A 19,949-nucleotide genomic window follows, 5' to 3' on the forward strand; every position below is an offset into this window, starting at 1 on the left:
ACATTGGCCGCGATGACGATCTTCTTTGCCGTAAGCCGCCTGCGTGCGTGGTGGATGATGGTGCTGGTGCTGGCAGGCTTGCAGGCCTTGGCGCAGGACCCCAAGCCGCGCACCAAAGTGCTCCTCTACCGCGAGCGTGTGGCGGCCGAGTTCGACACGGTGGATTGCGTGAAGAACGCCCTCAAGCTGAACCCGCTCATGTTCATGCGCGGCGAGATCCCCCTCTACTACGAGCGGGCATTGACCAGCCGCCTCAGCGCGCAGGTGGGCGTGGGCATGACGTGGCGCAACTACATCAACTTCAACCTGGGTACCGACGAAGTGGACGATTTCGGTGAAGGCACCACCATCATCCCCAAGGTGAGCTATCACGTTGCTGCGCGGTATTACCTCACCATCGATGTGGAGCCGCAGGGTTCTTACATCGAACTGGAGTTCGCGCACCTGGATTACGTGAAGGACATTGCCAAGAAGGACAGCCTGCGCCAGATCACTGACGAGAAGGTGCGCGACACGCGGACCTACAACGACCTGCGGCTGATGTTCGGCTACCAGTCGCTAAGCGCCACCAGCAATTGGATGCTCGATTTCTACGGGGGCATCGGTCTGCGCGACCGCCGCATGATCATCGTGGACGAAGAGTTCAACCCCACCACGTTGCAGTACCTGTACACGAACAGGGAGCAGGACGATATCGTGCCGGCCCTGTTCCTGGGTTTCCGCGTGGGGCTCGGGTTCTGAAACGCGCCGGTACTTTCGCGGCATGCTCACGGCCGCCTCGCCCACATCCTACTGTCCGTCCCTCACCCGCTACGAGCGTTGGCGCACGCGCGAGGTGAAGGTGGGCGGCATCGGCATCGGCGGCGGCAACCCCATCAGGGTGCAGAGCATGACCACCACCGACACCATGGACACGGCCGCCACGGTGGCGCAGAGCATCCGCATGATCGAAGCGGGCTGCGAACTGGTGCGCATCACCGCGCCCAGCAAGAAGGAGGCGGAGAACCTGGCCGAGATCAAGAAGCAGTTGCGAACCCAGGGCTTCAACGCGCCGTTGGTTGCCGACATCCACTTCACGCCGAACGCCGCCGAGATCGCGGCGCGCATCGTGGAGAAGGTGCGCGTGAACCCCGGCAACTACGCCGACAAGAAGAAGTTCGACGTGCACGAGTACACCGACGCGGAGTACGATGCGGAGCTGGAACGGATCCGCGAGCGGTTCACCCCGCTGGTGCGCATCTGCAAGGAGCACGGCACCGCCATGCGTATCGGCACCAATCACGGCAGCCTCAGCGATCGCATCCTGAACCGCTATGGCGACACACCGCTCGGCATGGTGGAGAGCGCCTTCGAGTTCCTGCGCGTGTGCCGCGATGAGAACTACCACGACATCGTGCTGAGCATGAAGGCCAGCAACACGCAGGTGATGGTGCAGGCCTACCGTTTGCTCGTGCACAAGATGATGGCGCTCGGCTGGGATTATCCCTTGCACCTCGGGGTTACGGAAGCCGGCGACGGTGAGGACGGCCGCATCAAGAGCGCGGTGGGCATCGGTGCGTTGCTGGAAGATGGACTGGGCGATACCGTGCGCGTATCGCTGACCGAAGAACCCGAAGCGGAGATCCCGGTGGCACGCGCGCTGGTGGATCGATATACGGACCGGTCAAAGCACGAGGCGATCCCTGAGATGCCGCGCTCCCCTCTCCTTGGGAGAGGGGTTGGGGGTGAGGTCATCGATCCTTTCGTTCACTCTCGGCGTACCGCGCGCGAGGTGCTCAACACCGGCGCGCGACATGTGCCCGTTGTGATGGCCGACCTCAGCAACAAGGAGAAGATCACACCCGCCACTCTCTTCGCATGGGGCTATCGGTACAGCGTGCCGCTCGACAAGTGGAACATCACCGATCAAGCTTGCGACTACGTGTTCATCGGGAAGAACACCATCGATTTCGAGATACCAGGCACGTTGGGCATTGTCCAGGATCATGCCGTGTGGCTTACGAACAAGGGGAAGGAGCGGCACTATCCCTTCGTGCAGATGAAGAACTACCTCGGTGAGGTGGAGCTGCACCCGTCCTTCAACCTGGTGTATGCCACCCTGCCCCATCTGCTTGGTCCTGATGGTGCGCGCTTCATGGAGAAGTTGAAGACCGACAAGACCGCCGTGCTGCTCATCGACACCTACAACACGCACGGCATGGCCGAGCAGCGTCGGCTCTTCGTGGAGTTGATGAACGCTGGTTGCGATGTGCCCGTGATCATCGGCCGCGCGTACGGCAGTCTCGGCCCCGATGATCTTGTGCTCCATAGCAGCACCGACATTGGTCCGCTGCTGCTGGATGGTCTGGGCGATGGTGTCTTCATCGCCGATGAGGACGGTGGCCGCGAGGACCTGGTTTGCCGCACGGCGTTCGGTATCCTGCAAGCCACGCGCACCCGCACCAGCAAGACCGAGTACATCAGTTGCCCCAGCTGCGGCCGCACGCTCTTCGATCTGCAGGAGACCACGGCAAAGATCCGCGCGCGCACCAGCCACCTCAAAGGAGTGAAGATCGGCATCATGGGCTGCATCGTGAACGGCCCCGGCGAGATGGCCGATGCCGACTACGGTTATGTGGGCACCGGTCCCGGCGTTATCACCCTATACAAGGAAAAGAACGTGGTGAAGCGCAACGTACCCAGCGAACGCGCGGTGGACGAATTGATCGCATTGATCAAAGAAGGAGGGGATTGGGTGGAGGTGGAGCAGGGCGGGTCAGTTACTTGATCACTGCCCATGGGATGCGAGCCACGTTGATCGTTGTTTCCGTTCTCGCGATCGGTATCGCCTTGTACGCCCGCGTGCTGAGGCGCCTCCGGCGCGAAGGACTGGTTGAAGCCTTAGCCGCCACGGTGTTCGTGCTGTTTTGCCTTTACGGGGGGCTGGCCGTGATCCTGCTGGCTTCGCTTTTCAGGGAGTGGCCCGAAGGTGCAGTTCATGGGTTAATGTTCGAAGTCATTGTGGCTCCGATCATTGCAGGTGCTGTTGGATGGACATTTCGGGACCGCAGAACACTCTCGAGGTTTCACGAAGCGATCTATCGTTGGAGCTGGGGTTACTTCATTGGCCTTGTGCTCGTGTTGTGTGCCGCGGGTCTTGTTTGGATACTGCATATCCTCCAAGCCAAGCCTGTTCCATAGGGAGAAGGATGATGTATGCGCTTTGAACGTCATCTGTATGTTCGCTTAATGAAGCAACATCTGCTGTGTTTCGGAGTTCTGACGACCACAGTCATCAGCGCTCAAGAATGCCTGGCCTTGAGCTGCTAACCTCCACCATGATCGGCAGTTATTCCAGCGCCGCCCAAGCCGAACGCGACACCAACTACTTCAACATCGAACTGGAGATGATGCGCATCTGGCCGAAGGAGACCGATGGCATCTGGCTGTACGTGGAGCAGGCCGCTGCTTCCAAGAAAGACAAGCCTTATCGCCAGCGCATCTACCATCTCCGGCAGGTGGACGACACCACCTTCGTCAGCACGGTGTGCAACCTGGACAGCATGAAGAACTTCATGGGTGCCTATCGTGACGTGTCGCGGTTCGATGCGCTGACACCCGCGGACGCCAAGGTGCTGGAGGGTTGTGCCATCACCTTGCACTACCGCAATGGCCGCTTCGTGGGCAGCACGCACGAGCGCGATTGCCGCAATGCTTGGGGCAAAGCCACCTACGCCACCAGCGAGGTGGACATCGGCCCCGACGGCATGGTGAGCTGGGACCGCGGCTACGACGACACACACACGCAGGTGTGGGGTGCGGAGAACCGCGGGTATGAATTCGTGAAGAAGCGCTGAACGCCTTCAGTACACCTTGCTCTTCGGCAGCTTCGTCCGCTTGTCGCTGAACACGCCCACCCATTGGATGCTGACTTCCATGCCACCGCGCAGGCCGGTCTGTGCGCGCAAGCGGCTCACGTTGATGTCGTAGCTGAGTGCGGCCACCAGTTTTCGCTGCCATTCGAACTGGACCGTGGGTGCAACGGCATCGTTCCAGCGGTAGAACGCGCCCAAGTAGATGGCACTGCTGTTCTGGTAGTTGGTGTGGCGGCTGTCCGTGCCGATACGTCGATGCATCAAGGCCCCGAACACGATCTCGCGGTTGCCGCCTTGCTGCTGCGCATACACCTTCGGCAGCCATGTCCACTTCTTGCCTTCGAACCGCAGCTCCGCGTGCACGGTGAAGCGCCGCAGCAGCTGGTCTTCGTTCGTGCCGTACAAGGACACCTTCGGTTGGTTGAGGTGGTGCACCGCCACGCCCGACTTCCACCGCCAGCCTGCGCGGGCCTCGCCTTTCCACAGGAACCCCGCGCCGAAGTCAACGAAGTTCGTGCTTGCATCGGCCATGGTTTCACCCGCGGCAAGCGTAGGGTCGTAGCCCGCACCGTTGTACTGGCTGTCCCATCGCATGCCGCTCAGCACGGCGCTGCGCTGCCCGTAGCCACCTTGCAGGCCGAACGCGAGCAGGCTTTCATCGCCGCTTTTGATCGCGTAGCTAACGCTCAGGCTGCCCTGCGTGTCGCCGAACCTGGTGTTGCCCGCTTTATCGCTGAAGAGATGGATGCCCACGCCGAGGTAACGGCCCCGCATGCGTTCACGGAACAACGGCAGATCATAGCTGAAGGCTTGCGTACGGAACGGGCTTCCAGCGCTCTGCCATTGGTTGCGGTACATCAAAGCAGCGCGCTGATCATCGTCGATGTCGCCGGCGCTGGCGGCGTTCAGGACCAACGGTGCGTTGAAGAACTGGCTGAAGTGGATGTCCTGGGCGGTGGCTGAAGCCGTTACCAATGTGCTTATGGCCATTAGCCATTGGCCGTTGGCCCGTCTGTGCGCCAGGCATGGATCGTGGCTTCTACGATTGCCGCTTCCGCAGACGGGCCAACGGCCACAAGCTATCAGCCAATGGCTCAGGTTCTTCATCGTACAAGCGTGATGTTGCCGGTGCGATCGACCGTGGTACCGTCGTCAAGCGTTGCATGCAGCGTCCACAGGTACACGCCGCTCGGACTCTGTGCATCGTTCATGTTCCCGTCCCAACCGTGCTGTGGGCCGGTGCTGCTGAAGACACGGTTGCCCCAGCGGTCGTAGAGTGCGAAGTCCATTTGAGCGATGGTTCCGCCCCTGACGAACAGCACATCGTTGTTCCCGTCCCCGTTCGGACTGAAAGCATCCGGTAGGAAGATGGCCTCGCTGTCCTGGATGCAGATGTCGAGGCTCATGCTGTCGGCGCAGTTGCCTTCGTTCCAAACAACGAGTTGCACCGAGTAGTAGCCGGCGTGGCCGAGGTCGTAGTTGGGATCCGTGCCCAAGGAGTAGGGGACCGTGTCGCCATCGATCACCCAATAGCCGCCAACGGCATTGTTGCTGAGGTCGATGAACGTCACATCGCGCTGCTCCCACGGCACGCACGGCTCATCGGGGTTCGCGCTGAAGAGCGCCGTGATGGCGGGCCAGCTGGGCACCTGGATCAGTGTGTCGTGATCGCAGCCGGTGGCATCGTTCACCACGTTCACCTGCACGAGTTCGCCCGCTGGAAGGTTCACGCTGTCGCCAACGGTCACCGTTCCAGCATCCCAGGTGAAGGTGTAGGTACCCGGACCCGTCACGCTGCCGACCACGTAGCCCGGCTCACCATAGCACTGCATCGCGCTGAACGCGAACTGCTCCTGGAAGGGCGGATGCACGGTGATGAGCACGCTGTCGATCACCGGGTCGCTGCAGCCATCGGTGGTGGTCACCACGTACCAAGTGGTGGTGTCGGGGCTCACGCTGTTCGTTTCGATCGGGAACGCGCCGTCGCTCCATTGGTAGCTAACCGGATAGTTCGGGTTGCCGCCCATGGGGACCACCTCGATGACGCTACCACCGCCGCCACAGATCGGGTTGTTGCTGACGCTGACCTGCGTTGCCAAGGCAGGATGGTCGGTGAAGACCAGTGTGTCGCTGCTGAGGCACGCGCCGAAGCCCACGCTATAGGTGAGCGTGTACGTGCCGTTCGTGAGAAGGCCGGGGTTGAATAGCGTGTCCGGCAATCCGGTGAACACCCCGCCCGAGGGGTAGAGGTCAATGTCCACCAGCACATCATTGCTGCAATAGGTCTCCTGCACACCGCCGATGCTGGCTTGCTGGAACGCGTACACATTGATGTTCACGGTGTCCGTGCATCCGGCGGGAGCACCATAAACGATGGCATGCACACCTGCTCCTGCCAGCGCGGGATCGAACACGCCCGTGCTGTTCACGCCTGCGCCGGTGAACGTGGCCCCCATGGGAACCTGAGCGATCAAAAAGGCGCCTGTTGCACTGCACACGGTCATGTCGGGCACACCGAGAGAAGCAGGATGCACAATGGCCCAAAGACTGTCGCTGCAGGTGTTCGCGTCGAAGTGGAGCACGTATGCGCCAACTCCTGCAAGAGAGGGGTCGATGAAGAAGTTGCCGTCGTTGTCCTGTGTGATGCCGGGCCCGCTCCACGTACCGTCCCACGGTGTCCGGCCGGTCGTGTTCTCGTCGAGGATCAGCGCATCATCGCCCTCGCAGAAGTAGAGCGTGTCGTCGTTGACCTCCGTCCAACCCACAAGGATGCCTATTGTGTCGGTGCAAGCGTTCGGTGCGGCGTAGGTCACCACATCCCATACAAGTCCGGCTTGCGCGGGATCGTACAGACCGGTGTTCCCATCCGCAATGCCCAGCCCGCTCCACATGCCGCCCGGAGGAATGGCCGCTAGTGAGAGCACGAACGGCGGTTGCGAAGGGCAAGCGCTGCGGTCATATCCGATATCGATGGGCTTCACATGGATGGTGAAGGACATGTCGCAACCGTGCATGTCATACAGCAGCGTATGTGTGCCGCCGCCAGCTTCGTCCGGATCGAAGGTGCCATAGATCGAATCGACGATGCCCGGTCCGCTCCATCGCCCACCGAAGGGATAGACCGGTATGTCGAACGGGTAGGTGCTCTGGCAGACCGTGTCCAGCTGTGCTTGTCCGATGATGTTGTCCACGTTCACGCGCACGGTGTCGCTGCAATTGCCAGCCGTGTAGGTGAGCAGGAAGGTGCCGATCGTGCTCGGGTCGAAGAGCCCATTGGGTTGCACGTTCGGGCCGCTCCATGTGCCACCGCCGGGCGTTGCGTACGGAATGAAGAACGGCGCGGTTCCGGGGCAGGCTGCATGGGTCACGCCAGCATCCATGCTATCGATCACCACGGTGATGGTCTCTGTGCAGCCGCCCAGCGAGTAGGAGATGATGTGCGCTCCCGGCCCAGCGGTATCAGGGTCGAGCGTACCGGCCAGCGAGTCGATGATGCCCGGTCCGCTCCAGACACCGCCGACCGGTGTGGCGCTCAGATCGAATGCGGCGTCCGATTGGCAGATGGCACTGGTGGGGCCAGTGATCTGCGGATCAACGACCACCACGGTGATGCTGTTGGTGGTGGTTTGTCCTGTGCCGTTCTCGGTAACGGTGACCGAATACGTGGTGGTTGTGGTCGGGCAGATGGAATGTGGGCCCGCACTGTTCGGCAGGCCGTTGCTCCAAGTGAAGGTGTAGGTGAGGCAGCCTTGCACATCAGCGAAGAGTTCCGTGCAGGTCCCGGCGCAGATCGTATCCTCGGTCAGTTCCATCAGCACGCCGAGCGGACAGGTCGCGATCTGCGTGCTCGCGTTGATGGTGAAGTACCACAGCGAGTCGCACCGGTCGCGGATGCCGATCTCGAACGAGACATCGTAAGGGCAGTTGCGATCGAACGGCGGGTCGATGCCCAGCTGCATGGTCTGCGTTTCGCCGCCGATGCAGTTCGTGGGTGTGGCGCTCGTCACCACAGGGGAGTTCGAGCCGCTGATGGTGAACGCGCTTGGGTTGATGGAGTCGCAAGGGATCGGGTAGCTGAAGGCCAGGTTGATGGCAGCGCTCGCGCACATTGGTGGTGTTGGGATCGTCATCACCGGCGGCACCGGGGGGATCACCACGCTCGTCCATTGCGCTTCGAAGCCGCAATAGGCCACGTTGGCATCGGTTACGAAGTGCACGGTGAGGTAGTAGCCGGTGCTGGTGATGGGCGGTGGTGCGTTGATCCCACTGTACGCCGGTCCGATCTGCGGCGAGAGGATGCTCGGCCCATCATGGAAAGTCAGAAGGTCCAGCCCCTGCTCCGTGCAGAACACCTCGTCGAACACCAATGTCACCGGCCCGCCTGCATCGATGGTGAACGTGTAGTCTTCGTTGTTGCCGTAGATGTTGCCACCGGGCCCGTCCTCACTATCGAGCAGGATGCCCTTGCAGAGCGTCACCACCGTGTCGGTCATGTTGAACTCCGGCAGCACTTGGGCGTGCAATGAGCCTGTGACCATACCGAACGCGAGAACTCCTAGTCCGACCTTTCCCACCCCATCCCCGGCCCTTCCCCGATGGGGAAGGGAGAACATCCGTGATATGCCGTGGGATCGGGTCATGCTCACATCGGGATACTATCGGTGACGACGATCGGTGAAGTCACCAGTTCGTTGCTGCGATGGCCGGCACGATCGGTGATGTGGAACGTGTAGGTCATGGTCTCTTCCCCACTGTTGCCGAGCAGGAACAGCGGAACGAGTTCGACCTGCAATTCGCCTTGTATGGACAACTGTTCTCCAGGCGGCGCGAGCGGTGGGATGTGATAACCATCCGCAGTGCTCAGGCGACTGTCCTTCACCCACAATGTGTATGCATCGGGATCATCCTGGCCCAGGTCACCGTCGGGGTCTTTGTAGCTGAAGCGCAGTACCACACGATCCTCGAACTGCACCACGGCATTGGGACCAGCGCTCAGTAACGTGATCTCCGGTGGGCCGCTTTCCACGCCTTCCTTTTTGCAAGAGGCGAGCAGCACCACGGAGAAGAGGAGTGCGAGCAACTGCTTCATGGATTCACGAGAATGGTGAAGTAGTTGAGCATCGGCGCCGTTGTGCCATCGTTGGGCACTTCGGTATTGTCCGTGTGGTCACCGTCGTTCACGTAGGCGCGCACGAACAGCAGGGTGCCCGGCGCGTAGGTGCTCAGGTCGAGCGTTGCTTGATGCGTGAACGTGGTGTTGCTGTTGCCGAAGTCGGGGCCACTTATGCTGGCGCCGGTGATGAGGTCTTGCTCGGGCACGAGCGGGAACCCACCGATGGCGGTCGCGACTTTCACCTTGTTGTGGGTGAGCGCAGTGGCCGAGGTACTGTCGTCCGCGAAGGCGAACCAGAGATCGATGCTGCTGCCCGATACTTCAATGGGGTTCACGCCAGCACCTTGGCCGCGTGGGAATGGGTTGCTCGTGGCGCCCTGTGGAAAGGCGAGCATCCCGGTAACCTGCGGCTCGCGGTTGCCGAGCGTGGGACTTCCACCGAACATGTCATGTGCGCCGTAATTGATCCACGCGGTAATGGCATTGATGTACATCGTCTGGTTCTCGCCCCAGTCCGTGCCGATGTACTCCAAGGGCATCATGCCGCTGGTGTTGGGCACGAAGACGGTAAGGCGCTCGTGCAAGAAGGACAGCTGTGCGTTGCCCGGCTGCACGCGATAGGTAAAGCTCTCCTGCGGATCGTTGTTGGTCACCGGTGCGAACACCAAGGAGTTGTAGCTGCTGGCGATGCTGCGGAAGTCCGGCTCGAAGTGGCCGTCGTGGCAGCCGCTGTTGGCGCATGTGGGCCGGAAGACCTTTTGGTGCAGCCAAGCAAAATTGTCCGGGGGGAGGTTCTCCGCGGGCGGGTTCGGCGAAGCGTGCACGAGTTCGTCGTACGGGTTCACCTGCTCCTTGCTGCACGCGGCAACGAAGACGGCAATGACGGTTATGGTGGTCGTGCGCTTCATGTCATATGCGGTCGAAGAGCGATAGGCTTCCGGCATCGATCAGGCCGGCGCTCATCACTTCGTTCTTTACGCCGAGCAGCTCAGCGATGGTGGGCACCACGTCCGTTGCGATGCCCACGGGACTGCCCTCGCTGCCGATGCGCAGGTTGCTCTGCACCCCGGCACCCACCATCATTCCGAAAATGCGCAAAGCATTGGCATCGCTGTGATCGTACCCGAACCAGTCGTTCTCGTCGCGGATCGCGTTCGGCTGGTCGTTGCGGCCGCATTCGGGCACGACGATCAGCGTGGTGTTGCCGGCAATCTCCGGGATCTGCGTCTGGATGTAGTTCCACAGGTGGCCCACGCTGTGATCGGCCCTGTGCAGGCTGGCGAGGTAGCCGGTGAAGCTGCCGTGGCAACCGTCCACACTGCTCATGTTCACTACCGTGAGCGCTGGTTTGAACCACTTCATCACTTCGCAGGCGTATCCCACGGTCTGTGCATCGCCATTGTCATGGACGGGCGGGTGCGCCACCGTTCCGTTCGCGGTCTTGCTGAACATCTCCACCATGAAGGCTTTGATGTCCTGCTTCTCATCGGGCGTATTGCCGATGCCGGTGGCCACGTTGCCCACGTTCTCGAAGCTGTTGTCGAGGAAAGCCTTCATCTCGTACATCGGCGCGAGCTGGTCCTGGGGATGGTAGACCTTGGCGTTGCTCAAGTACTGATCTCCGAGCGGACCGAACGTGATGTTGGGCGCGAAGAAGTTGGCACCGTAGCGCGCGCCGTACTGCGGGTGGATGCTGTAGTTGAGCAGCGGCACGCTGTTGCCGATGGTGTTGCCGATGAACCAGGTCTTGGTCGCGGGCAGACCGGCGTGGCGGCGCAGGTATTCGAAGATGGTCGGGTTGAGCGGCTTTTGCGTGAGGCCCTGCGTGGTGGCCTGGCTTCCCTGCAGCAGTGAGTTGAGACCACCGTAATGCCCCGCATTCACCGCGCGCATTTCGGCGAAGAGCGTGCCTTGCGATTCGAGGGTGGTGTTGAGCAGGCCGGGGATCGGGTTGATGCCGCCGAGACCGGTCCCGTACACGATCTTCTGTCCAGGGGCCTGCCCATTGAGCATGTTGTACATGATGTTGCCCTCGTACATCTCGTTCTGCGCATCGGCCAGGTAGCGCATGCCGATGCTCTCCTGTTGGCGCACGCCACCGGCGAACATTACCAGCACCACGTGCTGCGCACCGCCGCCGCCACCGCTGGCCGCGAACAGCCGTCCGCTCGGGAGGATGTAGGGCATCACGAAGGCACCAGCTGCTGCTGCGCCTGCGCGTTTGATGAAGTTCCTGCGGTCCATGCGTTGAACGCCGTAGTCCGGCGAAGGCGTTGTCGTTCGTTCAGTAGAAGAGGTATTCGTCGCTCATGGCGAAGGAGAAGTAGATGATCTCCGGTGTCACGTTCGGGTCGGCTTCGATGTAGTTGCGGAACCAGGTCTTCTCGGCTTCGGTCGGGTTGCGCACCAGGAAGCGGTTGTAGGTTCCGATGATGAAGGCTTCGATATCAGCGCGCATCGTTGCGTCATCGGGGATGATCACGCCGGGCTTGTTCATGAAGTTGCTGATGATCACCTCGCGGGCCAGCTCCTTGTCGCCGATGCTCTGGATGCACTGGTCCAGCTCGTAGAGCTCGTTCGCGCTCAGGGCGTCCTGGAACAGGTTGGCGTGCAGGATGGCCGCGTACTGCTGGTTGGTCTTTTCGTTGTCCTTGATCGTCCCGGGTGCGTTCAGTTGCACCTCGTTCACTTCGTACTCAAGGTCCTTGGTGCAGGAGGTGGCGACGAGCAAGAGCAATGCGACCCCTATCCCAACCTTTCCGAGCCTGCCCTGAGCGGAGCGGAAGGGGTGGTGAAAGGAGCAGCATCCCGTCTTCGATGGAGCACTCATGTTCATGTCAATCGATGTTGGCGTATTCATCGCTGGTGAGGATGGCGCGTTGCACGCGTTGCAGGTCGCCGTCGGCGTTGAAGTGCGACAAGGCGTTGTACACCTCGTAGGTGCTGGCCTCGCGGCCCATGAACGTGCGATAGCTCCAGCGCACCATGCCTTCGCGGAACTCGGCGGTGCCGGTGAGGATCTGCACGTAGTCGCCCTTGTTCTGGCCGCTTTGCGCGAAGAGGATCGTCGCGGAGCTGTTCTCCACCATGTCGAAGCCGGCATTGAACTCCGCGCTGGTGGGGAACCGCAGCAACAGATTGTCGAACGTGGCATTGATGAAGTTGAACGTGTTCATGTTGATCTGGTCGTAGATGCTGTTGAACACCATGTAGCCCATCACGTCATCGATGCCGATCAGCCCGTTCATGTAATTCTCGCGGCTGTTCTTCAGGTTGCGCAGCTTCTGTAGCTCGCTGTTCGTCTCATTGAGCCCCTGGGTGTTGCCCGCGAGCGAATCGGCCAGGGCATCCTGTTCGGCCGTGGCGATGGCGCCGTCGATGATGTCGTCGCTGCATCCTTCGAGGCAGCGGGCCTTGTAGAGTTCGTACTGGCGCTGGTAGTAGGCACGCTTGTAACTGCTGTCGCCTTCCACGTAGGCCGTGCTCGTCATCAGCTTGTTCACCAGTGCTTCGCGAGCGGCGGTGGAAAGCGATGCGGCTTCCAGCGCCGCCACTTCCGCGTCCATCTCCACGTCAAGCGGCTCACGACCGATGAGGTCGATGAACAGGCGGTTGACGTAGTTCTGCGTGATGACCGTCGGCACGCCGTTGTAGTCGGGTGCCTGGTTGTCCGGAACGAGTTCCGTTTCCTTCTTGCATCCTGCGTTGCCCAGGAGCGCGACCACTACGAGAGCGCAACCGGCCATCGGCTTCATCCTGTTCCCTCGTGCCGTGCAGCTGCGCATGGAGCGGTGTACGGGCGGGGTTGCACAGGTGGCCCAACTTCTCGACCGGGCCCGGGGTGTTCAACCTATGGACCCGTTGCGCTGATCGACGAACGCTCCTCGGGCGGACGAGGGCTTGCGTGGTCCGCTGGTGCGAGCTCAGCGACCCACTTGGTGATCAGCCGCCGTTGCATGAGCGCTCCTAGCAAGACCGTGCCGCCGGTGGCGCACGAGACCAGGATGAGGAAGGCCGCGTTGACACGCACGCGCACCATGAGTTCGGAGAAGAACGCTGCGTACAGTCCGATGACCGACCAGTACATGAAGACCAGGTGCAGCTCTGTGGTGCGCTGTGTGCGCGGGCGCTTCAGCACGGCCCGCATGCCCGCTGCCAGCGTGAGCGTGCTCACCACCGCGGCGATGTGGAACGGACCGAACACGCCGAACAACCGGTACATGCCGAACGCCGAGAGGTTGAGCAAGGTCATGGAAGCGACGTAGCCATAACCCAGCTGCCGGTGCGATCGCGTGCCTTTCCTGCGCATCAGCACCAACAGGCCGAGCACCATGGCCAACACGGCCGCAGCAATGTGCAGCCAGCTCAACCAGGTATAGGAGCGGATCTCGATCATCGGCCACGTTGTTCAGTTCCCCAGGTAGCCTTTGATCGCGCGCACGTAGTGCTCGAATGCGCGCAGGCCCTTTGCTGTGAGCTTGCAGGTCGTCAGCGGATAGTTGTCGCGGAAGCTCTTCGACACCGATACATAGCCAGCCCCCTTCAGCTTTGAGATCTGCACACTGAGGTTGCCCTTGGTGGCGCCGGTCCGTTCCAGGATGAAGTTGAATTCCGCACTGTCCACACCCACCAGCAGGCTCACCACGGCGAGCCGCAACTGGTTGTGCAGGACGGGGTCAAGCGGTGCGAAGGCCATTCTCTTGCCGCTTGAGCAGGAAGCCGGGTACGATGTAGCCGAAGAGCATGGCGCAACAGTAGAGCACGGTGCTCAACAGCCGATCATCCACGAAGAACATCATGGCGCCGAGCACCCAGAACAGCACGCCGCCGAGCATCAGTGGCTTGAACCGCATGATGCGACCGGTCATGAACGTGGGCAGGCCGGTGAGGACCGTTATCGCAGGGCCGGGGTCGTTGGCATTGCCGGCACCTCCAACAATGATGATGAGCAGCGTGATAACGAACGCCCCCCAGATCCATCCGATGATGCCGTCCATGGGGTTGTTCACCTGTTCCTTCTTGCCCAGTGAAGCCCCATGAACAGAGCTGATGGTGCCGCCAACGAAGCCTGCGATGCCCCACGGCAGCCCCTGCGCCATGGCGGGTGACAGGTCGCGGAGCGCATAGGTGGCCACCATGGCCGCCATCAATAGGAAGCCCCAGAGCAGGAAGAAGAAACTGAACCGGCTGAAGCTGCGCTTGGCCTGGCCGATCATGCTTTCGATCAGGCGGAGGCTCTCGGTAGGGGTGAGTTGTTGTTCCATTTCCGGAGGGATTTGGGTGCAAGTATAGACTAGTTTACACTATGAACCAAATGCTCACCGGGTATGACCGGTCGAAAGGGGTCCAGCTTGCACAGTATTGAGCGCGGGCTCAGAATTCCACGGGCTTCCTACCGCTGGCTGCGCGCTCTGCCTCATCAAGCTTTGCGAGCATCTCGTCGCGCACCGCATTGAAGCGCGGGCGGTCTTCATTGGCCACGGGCTCGGCCTTGGGCAGTTCCTCCTTTCGGTGGTCCACTTGCTCGCCGTTCTTCCAGAAACGGAAGCACACGTGCGGGCCGCTGGCCAGTCCCGTGCTGCCCACTTCACCAATAACGTCGCCTTGCTGCACATGCTGGCCCTGGCGCACCAGGATCTTGCGCATGTGCAGGTACTGGGTACTGTACGTGCCGTTGTGGCGGATCTTCACGAAGTTGCCGTTACCGGCCGTGTAGCCGGTCTTCTCCACGGTGCCATCGCCCACGCTGAGGATGGGTGTGCCGTAGGGTGCGGCGTAGTCGGTGCCGAGGTGCGGCTTGAAACGTTTCTGCACCGGATGGAACCGGCGCTGGCTGAAGCCCGAGCTCATTCGGCTGTACTTCAACGGAGCCTTCAGGAAGGCCTTGCGCAGGCTGTTGCCGTCCTTGTCGAAGAACGAGTTGGAGCTGTCGGCGGCGAAGAGTATGGCCTCCTTGCTGCCGTCGGTGGTGGTGTAGCGCACGCCCACCACTTCCGGTTCGCCGTAGCGCTCGCCGTCCACCGAGCGTTCGTTGTACACGATGGTGAACTTCTCGTCCTTCTGGATGCGGTAGAAGTCCACCGTCCACGCGAACACCTCGGCCAGTTTCATGGCGAGGGCGGGATCGGCGCCGCACTTCTGCAGGTCGTTCCACAGCGCCCCGGTCACGGTGCACGCCACGCTGCGCTCTTCGGTCTTGATGGGCCGCAGGTGCACATCAACGCCCAGTCCATCCAACGCGAACACGATGTGCTGCACCGGACTTTCCTCGTACACGAAGTACTTCGGTGTGCGGGCCGCGTCATCGGTGAAGATGAAGGCATAGGGATGGCCAGCGCGCATCTTCCGCACGTCGAATGCATTGGACGCCAGCTTCACCAGACTGTCGACCGCTGTGGCACCCAGCCCATGCTTCCCCAGTAGATCACCGAAGGTGCTGCCGTTCTTCACCGTGCTACGTTCGAGCACGAAGCCGCTCAACGGGATACCATATGCGCTCGGCACGGCAGGGATGGTGTCTTCCACCACTGCGGTCGTGGTCTCGGGCACGTACTCCACACGCGGCGCCAGATCGGTGGTAAGGGCCACGGTGGTGGCCACGGACGCGCTGCCGATCCCCAACGTCCACCAGTGCCAGGTCTTCATGGTTCCGCAAGAATGCGACAACACAACAGCGTAACGCAACTGAGGGCCAAGGGATTTTACCGGGTCGGGTGTTGATCCGCCATGGGCGATCGCAGGAACTTGGCTCTACAATGCGTTGCGGGTCACGTAGTAGCGCCATGCCACAAGTGCTTTCTGCACAGGACCAAGTCGCGATAGGTCACGGTGCCACAGTTTGGGCAGCAGAGCCTTGTTCAAACGAGCGAGCATTCGGAACCATGTCTTCGTCATGCCGCGAAGATGGATCCCATGGGCAATGAACAATGGACTGTGAAGGGGGAGGCGGCTGGTCCATCGGGGTGATTCCCGCCCTTGTCCGGATCATCCGAAGGGTTCGACGGATCGGCGGCCGCCCCGGTGAACTTGACCATTTGCCGGATGAGTGGAGTGAAACACCCGATGGATGCCCGTGGATGCCCGATGGAACAACGGGAAAGCCTTGACGCTCTAGGGCTGTAGCACTAGCGTCGCGTTGGTCCAGGGTCTTCTTTTGCGGCCGCTCAAAACCGTCCTTGACATGCACCTGCGCCCAACGCTTTTCTCCGGCCTGCTCTTTCTGGCATCCTTGTCCTTGGCCCAAAGCAGTAGCCAGAATGCGGCAGTCCAGGTTAGCGCAACGGTGCAGAAGGCCCCGGCGAGCATCACGCTCACATGGACCGCACTGCCCAACACGAGCAGCATTACCATTTATCGGAAGGCCGTCTCGGGAACGAGCTGGGGGAATGCCGTCGCATCGCCTGCGGCTTCGGCCACCGCATGGACGGACAACTCGGTTGCCACGGCCACGGCCTATGAGTACAAAGTGGTGCGTGTTGCCAACGGCAGCACGGGAACGGGCTACCTGCGTTCGGGGATCGAGGTGGCCGCAACCGACTACCGTGGCAAGTTGGTCCTGCTGGTCGACAACACGTTCACCGCGTCACTCGCTCCGGAGCTGGCGCAACTGCAGTTGGACCTGAAGGCGGATGGCTGGGTCGTGCTGCGGACGGATGTTTCGCGCACAGCATCCGTGAGCAGCGTCCGAACGATCGTTGCCAATCAGTACAATGCCGATCCCGCCAACGTGAAAGCTCTTTTCATTGTTGGCCACGTTCCTGTTCCGTACAGTGGGAACCAGAACCCCGACGGCCACCAAGAGCACAAGGGTGCGTGGCCTGCTGATGGCTATTACGGCGATGTGAACGGGCTTTGGACCGATGCTGCCGTGAACGTGACGAGCGCCGCGAGGACCGCGAACAACAATGTGCCGGGCGATGGCAAGTTCGACCAGACCACCTTCCCGAGCGCAGTGGAGCTGCAAGTGGGCCGCGTGGACATGTATGACATGCCTGCGTTCGCAGTTGGCGAGACGCAGCTCATGCGGAACTACCTGAACAAGTTGCACAGCTTCAAGATCAAGTCCATCGTGCCGATCGAGCGCGGCATCATCTTCGACAATCTCCAGTGGGCGGGCTCGCCAATGGCTGCTAGCGGATGGCGTGGTTTCGGGACCATGGTGCCAACGGCCAATATCACCGCACCCTATAGTTATGGGCCGGCCTTCAAGACCTATGTGAACGGGCAGAGCTACTTGTGGGCGTACTCGAGCGGTGGAGGTCTGCAAGCCACGGTGAACGGTGTGCTCACCTACAACGGGGCCGACAACATCGCCATCACGGAGGACTACGCAACCACTGTCGCAGTGGGCAGCATCTTCAACATGTCCTTCGGGAGCTACTTCGGAGACTGGGACAACAAGAACAATTTCCTTCGCGGGGCAATTGCCAGCGGGAACGCCCTGGTGAACTGTTGGTCCGCCATTCCGGGGTTCTATGTTCACCACATGGGCATGGGAGAGAGCATCGGCATGAGCACGTTGGCCACCATGAACAACACGGCGCTGTACACACCGCTTACTGATGGTTGGCAGGGCAGCATCGGCCGGGTGCATCTTGGCCTGATGGGTGACCCAACGTTGCGCATGCGCTACATCGCAGCACCGGGCAACCTCTCCATCAGCAACAGCGGCGGCACTGCATTGTTCACATGGGCGGCGAGCGCTGAATCCGTGGCAGGCTACAACATCGATCGCATCGATGCCAACACGGGAGCTCTCACCCGGGTGAATGCTTCGCCCATCAACGGCACGTCCTATTCGAACACCAACACGCCGTTCGTTGCCGGGGCCCAGTACATGGTGCGCGCCGTGAAGCTCCAAGTGACGCCGAGCGGCAGCTACTTCGATCATTCGCTCGGTGCCTTGGGGACGGCTACCGGTGGTGGTGGCGCGGTGGATTGCTTGGGCGTCGTTGGCGGAACGGCCCTCCCCGGTACTGCATGCAACGACAACAACGCATGCACGATCAACGATGCGTGGACCGTGAGCTGCCAATGCATCGGCACCTACAATGGCCCTGTTGCGACCATCACACCGGCCGGTGCCACTACGTTCTGCCAAGGTGGAGCGGTGGCGCTGAACGCCAACACAGGCGCTGGCCTTACCTATACATGGCAGCGCAACGGAACCAACATCACTGGGGCAACCTCCGGCGTTCTGGCAGCGGTGCTCAGTGGGTCCTACACCGTTACGGTGACGAAAACAGGGTGTTCAGTGGTTTCCTCACCAGTGCAAGTGACCGTGAACCCGTTGCCCACCATCACGACCAGTTCCAACGCGGCCCTGGCCACAGTAACCGCTTCTGTCAACGGTACTCCGGGGCCTTATGTCTACGCTTGGAACACGAACCCCATCCAAACCACGGCAACGGCTGCGGTGACCGCGAGCGGCACCTACACGGTTGGTGTGACGGATGGTAATGGCTGCGGAGCGATCGCTTCCGTAGCGATCGTTCTGGGCGTGGCCACACCGCCTGATTGCAACGGTGTGATCGGTGGGCCCGCACTGCCGGGTACGTCATGCAACGACAACAACGCCTGCACGATCAACGATACGTGGAGCGCCTCGTGCCAGTGCATCGGAACGCCGAGCACGTTGGCCAGCACGATCACCGCGGGAGGGGCAACAACGTTCTGTTCCGGGTCGTCCGTTGCGCTCAATGCCAACACGGGAGCGGGTTACACCTATGTGTGGAAGCGGAATGGTGCCACCATCACAGGCGCCACATCCAGCAGCTACACGGCCACACAATCAGGGAGCCACACGGTTTCGATCACTTCAAGCGGATGCACGCGCACATCATCCGGCACTACGGTCACGGTGAACCCCAAACCAGTGATCAACATCACCACTGGCGCAGGTACGCTGACCGCGACCGTGACCGTTGCCCCCGCGCCCTACGTGTACACGTGGACCACGAATCCGGTGCAAACGACGGCAACGGCCAGCGTTGTAGCCGCCGGTACATACACTGTCGGGGTCACCAGCGCCAACGGTTGCGGCGACGTAGCCACGGTTGTTTATTCACCGCCGCAAGCCACCATATGTGACGGGCTTCGCACCGAATCCCAAACCACATGGGGCGCAGTGCCGCAGAACGCCAACGACGCGGCCACATACATGACGAACTACTTCTCTTGGCTCTTCACGGCACCGGACTATTTGAAGATCGGATGTGGTTCTCGCACGATGCAATTGACCTCGGCGGCGGCGGTGACGGCATTCCTGCCTGCTACTGGTGGTTCCGCGCAGTTGCCGACCGGCAACACCATCAATCCGGGGAGCGGCATCACCAATGGGCTTGCGGCCGAACTGGTGGCGTTGAAGCTGACCATGAAGTTCGATGCATACAACCCGGTCTTCAGCAGTAGCCAGTTGCTTTTGAAGAACCTGGTCATCGCCTCCGGACCGTTCCAGGGTTACACCGTTGAAGGGTTGGCCGCTGAGGCCGATCGGAAGCTCGGCAGTTGCGGTTCGCCGTTCACGTACAACCAGCTGCGCACGGCAATACGCGACATCAACAACGGATACGAGGGCGGCTTGGAGTCGGCTGGTTTGCTCTGGTGCAATGGTGTGTTGAAGGATGATCTGCCGGAAGTGATCGAAGAGCCGGTGTTCGATGCGCCAATGGAGATCGTTGCGTTCCCGAACCCGTTGGACGATGCCACCACCGTGGTGGTGCCCGCACCCGGGAAGGACGAAGAACTCGTGGTGGTGGTCTTCAACAGCCAAGGAGCGGTGGTGGCCGACCTTTTCACTGGTAACCAGTCACCAGGCCAGGAGTTGCGCCTCAAGTGGGATGCAGCGTCCGAGCCCATGGGCGTGTACTTTGTCCGTGTTCAGCGCGGTGCAAAGTCAGCGGTGGCGCGGTTGGTGGTCCATTGACCCAACCAGCTCTGCGCCGATAAACCCGGCACGATGATGGTAGTCTCATGGCCAATAG

At 61.1% G+C, this 19,949-nt stretch carries 17 protein-coding genes; 5 read left to right on the top strand and 12 right to left on the bottom strand.

Annotation, left to right across the window (positions count from 1 at the left end; all coding sequences use genetic code 11):
- The first annotated feature begins 12 nt into the window (after positions 1-12).
- The 4 genes from IPJ76_09760 (at position 13) to IPJ76_09775 (ending at position 3,836) form a co-directional block, all read left to right on the top strand.
- The gene (locus IPJ76_09760; protein ID QQR84907.1) at positions 13-741 is read left to right on the top strand and encodes a hypothetical protein; all 729 of its coding nucleotides are present in this window, start codon (positions 13-15) and stop codon (positions 739-741) included.
- 22 nt (positions 742-763) lie between these two features.
- Positions 764-2,767 carry a (E)-4-hydroxy-3-methylbut-2-enyl-diphosphate synthase gene (gene ispG / locus IPJ76_09765; GenBank protein QQR84908.1) on the top strand — a complete coding sequence of 668 codons (2,004 nt, stop codon included), beginning with the start codon at positions 764-766 and terminating at the stop codon, positions 2,765-2,767.
- A 14-nt stretch (positions 2,768-2,781) separates the two neighbouring features.
- Positions 2,782-3,180, top strand: coding sequence for a hypothetical protein (locus tag IPJ76_09770; GenBank protein QQR84909.1), 399 nt, complete (start codon positions 2,782-2,784; stop codon positions 3,178-3,180).
- Positions 3,181-3,317: 137 nt separating this feature from the next.
- Positions 3,318-3,836, top strand: a complete 519-nt coding sequence (locus IPJ76_09775; GenBank protein ID QQR84910.1) for a chromophore lyase CpcT/CpeT — start codon at positions 3,318-3,320, stop codon at positions 3,834-3,836.
- A gap of 6 nt (positions 3,837-3,842) precedes the next feature.
- Here IPJ76_09775 and IPJ76_09780 read toward each other — a convergent pair whose 3' ends face one another.
- The 12 genes from IPJ76_09780 to IPJ76_09835 form a co-directional block, all read right to left on the bottom strand.
- On the bottom strand, positions 3,843-4,961 hold the full coding sequence (locus tag IPJ76_09780; GenBank protein ID QQR84911.1) for a PorP/SprF family type IX secretion system membrane protein: 1,119 nt from the start codon (positions 4,959-4,961) through the stop codon (positions 3,843-3,845).
- Positions 4,958-8,392 (bottom strand): gliding motility-associated C-terminal domain-containing protein, encoded by a 3,435-nt coding sequence (locus IPJ76_09785; GenBank protein ID QQR84912.1) that lies wholly within the window; start codon positions 8,390-8,392, stop codon positions 4,958-4,960. Before IPJ76_09785 ends, IPJ76_09780 begins: the two co-directional genes overlap by 4 nt.
- Before the next feature lie 104 nt (positions 8,393-8,496).
- A complete protein-coding gene (locus IPJ76_09790; protein ID QQR84913.1) occupies positions 8,497-8,943 on the bottom strand; it encodes a hypothetical protein in 447 nt (148 codons plus the stop codon).
- Positions 8,940-9,875, bottom strand: a complete 936-nt coding sequence (locus IPJ76_09795) for a hypothetical protein (GenBank protein ID QQR84914.1) — start codon at positions 9,873-9,875, stop codon at positions 8,940-8,942. The genes IPJ76_09790 and IPJ76_09795 overlap by 4 nt, the downstream gene beginning before the upstream one ends.
- 1 nt (position 9,876) lies before the next feature.
- The gene (locus IPJ76_09800; GenBank protein QQR84915.1) at positions 9,877-11,211 is read right to left on the bottom strand and encodes a twin-arginine translocation signal domain-containing protein; all 1,335 of its coding nucleotides are present in this window, start codon (positions 11,209-11,211) and stop codon (positions 9,877-9,879) included.
- A gap of 40 nt (positions 11,212-11,251) precedes the next feature.
- On the bottom strand, positions 11,252-11,698 hold the full coding sequence (locus tag IPJ76_09805; GenBank protein QQR84916.1) for a hypothetical protein: 447 nt from the start codon (positions 11,696-11,698) through the stop codon (positions 11,252-11,254).
- 106 nt (positions 11,699-11,804) lie between these two features.
- Complete coding sequence (locus tag IPJ76_09810) at positions 11,805-12,752, bottom strand: hypothetical protein (protein ID QQR84917.1); 948 nt, start codon at positions 12,750-12,752, stop codon at positions 11,805-11,807.
- A gap of 65 nt (positions 12,753-12,817) precedes the next feature.
- Positions 12,818-13,363 (bottom strand): DUF2306 domain-containing protein, encoded by a 546-nt coding sequence (locus IPJ76_09815; protein ID QQR84918.1) that lies wholly within the window; start codon positions 13,361-13,363, stop codon positions 12,818-12,820.
- Positions 13,364-13,375: 12 nt separating this feature from the next.
- Positions 13,376-13,663: a transcriptional regulator gene (locus IPJ76_09820; protein ID QQR84919.1), complete on the bottom strand. Its 288-nt coding sequence runs from the start codon at positions 13,661-13,663 to the stop codon at positions 13,376-13,378.
- Positions 13,644-14,231, bottom strand: a complete 588-nt coding sequence (locus tag IPJ76_09825; protein ID QQR84920.1) for a hypothetical protein — start codon at positions 14,229-14,231, stop codon at positions 13,644-13,646. The genes IPJ76_09820 and IPJ76_09825 overlap by 20 nt, the downstream gene beginning before the upstream one ends.
- 109 nt (positions 14,232-14,340) lie before the next feature.
- Positions 14,341-15,612, bottom strand: coding sequence for a peptidoglycan DD-metalloendopeptidase family protein (locus IPJ76_09830; GenBank protein QQR84921.1), 1,272 nt, complete (start codon positions 15,610-15,612; stop codon positions 14,341-14,343).
- Positions 15,613-15,717: 105 nt separating this feature from the next.
- Positions 15,718-15,861: a hypothetical protein gene (locus tag IPJ76_09835; GenBank protein ID QQR84922.1), complete on the bottom strand. Its 144-nt coding sequence runs from the start codon at positions 15,859-15,861 to the stop codon at positions 15,718-15,720.
- A 286-nt stretch (positions 15,862-16,147) separates the two neighbouring features.
- On the opposite strand from IPJ76_09835, the gene IPJ76_09840 reads away from it, so the two are divergent.
- Complete coding sequence (locus tag IPJ76_09840; protein QQR84923.1) at positions 16,148-19,891, top strand: T9SS type A sorting domain-containing protein; 3,744 nt, start codon at positions 16,148-16,150, stop codon at positions 19,889-19,891.
- Positions 19,892-19,949 lie beyond the last annotated feature (58 nt).

The organism is Flavobacteriales bacterium (genome assembly GCA_016699575.1).
Lineage (GTDB): Bacteria > Bacteroidota > Bacteroidia > Flavobacteriales_F > PHOS-HE28 > PHOS-HE28.

Coding starts and splice junctions, on each gene's coding strand:
- IPJ76_09760 (QQR84907.1), top strand. CDS start 13: ATGACGATCTTCTTTGCCGTAAGCCGCCTGCGTGCGTGGTGGATGATG.
- ispG (QQR84908.1), top strand. CDS start 764: ATGCTCACGGCCGCCTCGCCCACATCCTACTGTCCGTCCCTCACCCGC.
- IPJ76_09770 (QQR84909.1), top strand. CDS start 2,782: ATGCGAGCCACGTTGATCGTTGTTTCCGTTCTCGCGATCGGTATCGCC.
- IPJ76_09775 (QQR84910.1), top strand. CDS start 3,318: ATGATCGGCAGTTATTCCAGCGCCGCCCAAGCCGAACGCGACACCAAC.
- IPJ76_09780 (QQR84911.1), bottom strand. CDS start 4,961: ATGAAGAACCTGAGCCATTGGCTGATAGCTTGTGGCCGTTGGCCCGTC.
- IPJ76_09785 (QQR84912.1), bottom strand. CDS start 8,392: ATGGTCACAGGCTCATTGCACGCCCAAGTGCTGCCGGAGTTCAACATG.
- IPJ76_09790 (QQR84913.1), bottom strand. CDS start 8,943: ATGAAGCAGTTGCTCGCACTCCTCTTCTCCGTGGTGCTGCTCGCCTCT.
- IPJ76_09795 (QQR84914.1), bottom strand. CDS start 9,875: ATGAAGCGCACGACCACCATAACCGTCATTGCCGTCTTCGTTGCCGCG.
- IPJ76_09800 (QQR84915.1), bottom strand. CDS start 11,211: ATGGACCGCAGGAACTTCATCAAACGCGCAGGCGCAGCAGCAGCTGGT.
- IPJ76_09810 (QQR84917.1), bottom strand. CDS start 12,752: ATGCGCAGCTGCACGGCACGAGGGAACAGGATGAAGCCGATGGCCGGT.
- IPJ76_09815 (QQR84918.1), bottom strand. CDS start 13,363: ATGATCGAGATCCGCTCCTATACCTGGTTGAGCTGGCTGCACATTGCT.
- IPJ76_09820 (QQR84919.1), bottom strand. CDS start 13,663: ATGGCCTTCGCACCGCTTGACCCCGTCCTGCACAACCAGTTGCGGCTC.
- IPJ76_09825 (QQR84920.1), bottom strand. CDS start 14,231: ATGGAACAACAACTCACCCCTACCGAGAGCCTCCGCCTGATCGAAAGC.
- IPJ76_09830 (QQR84921.1), bottom strand. CDS start 15,612: ATGAAGACCTGGCACTGGTGGACGTTGGGGATCGGCAGCGCGTCCGTG.
- IPJ76_09835 (QQR84922.1), bottom strand. CDS start 15,861: ATGACGAAGACATGGTTCCGAATGCTCGCTCGTTTGAACAAGGCTCTG.
- IPJ76_09840 (QQR84923.1), top strand. CDS start 16,148: ATGCACCTGCGCCCAACGCTTTTCTCCGGCCTGCTCTTTCTGGCATCC.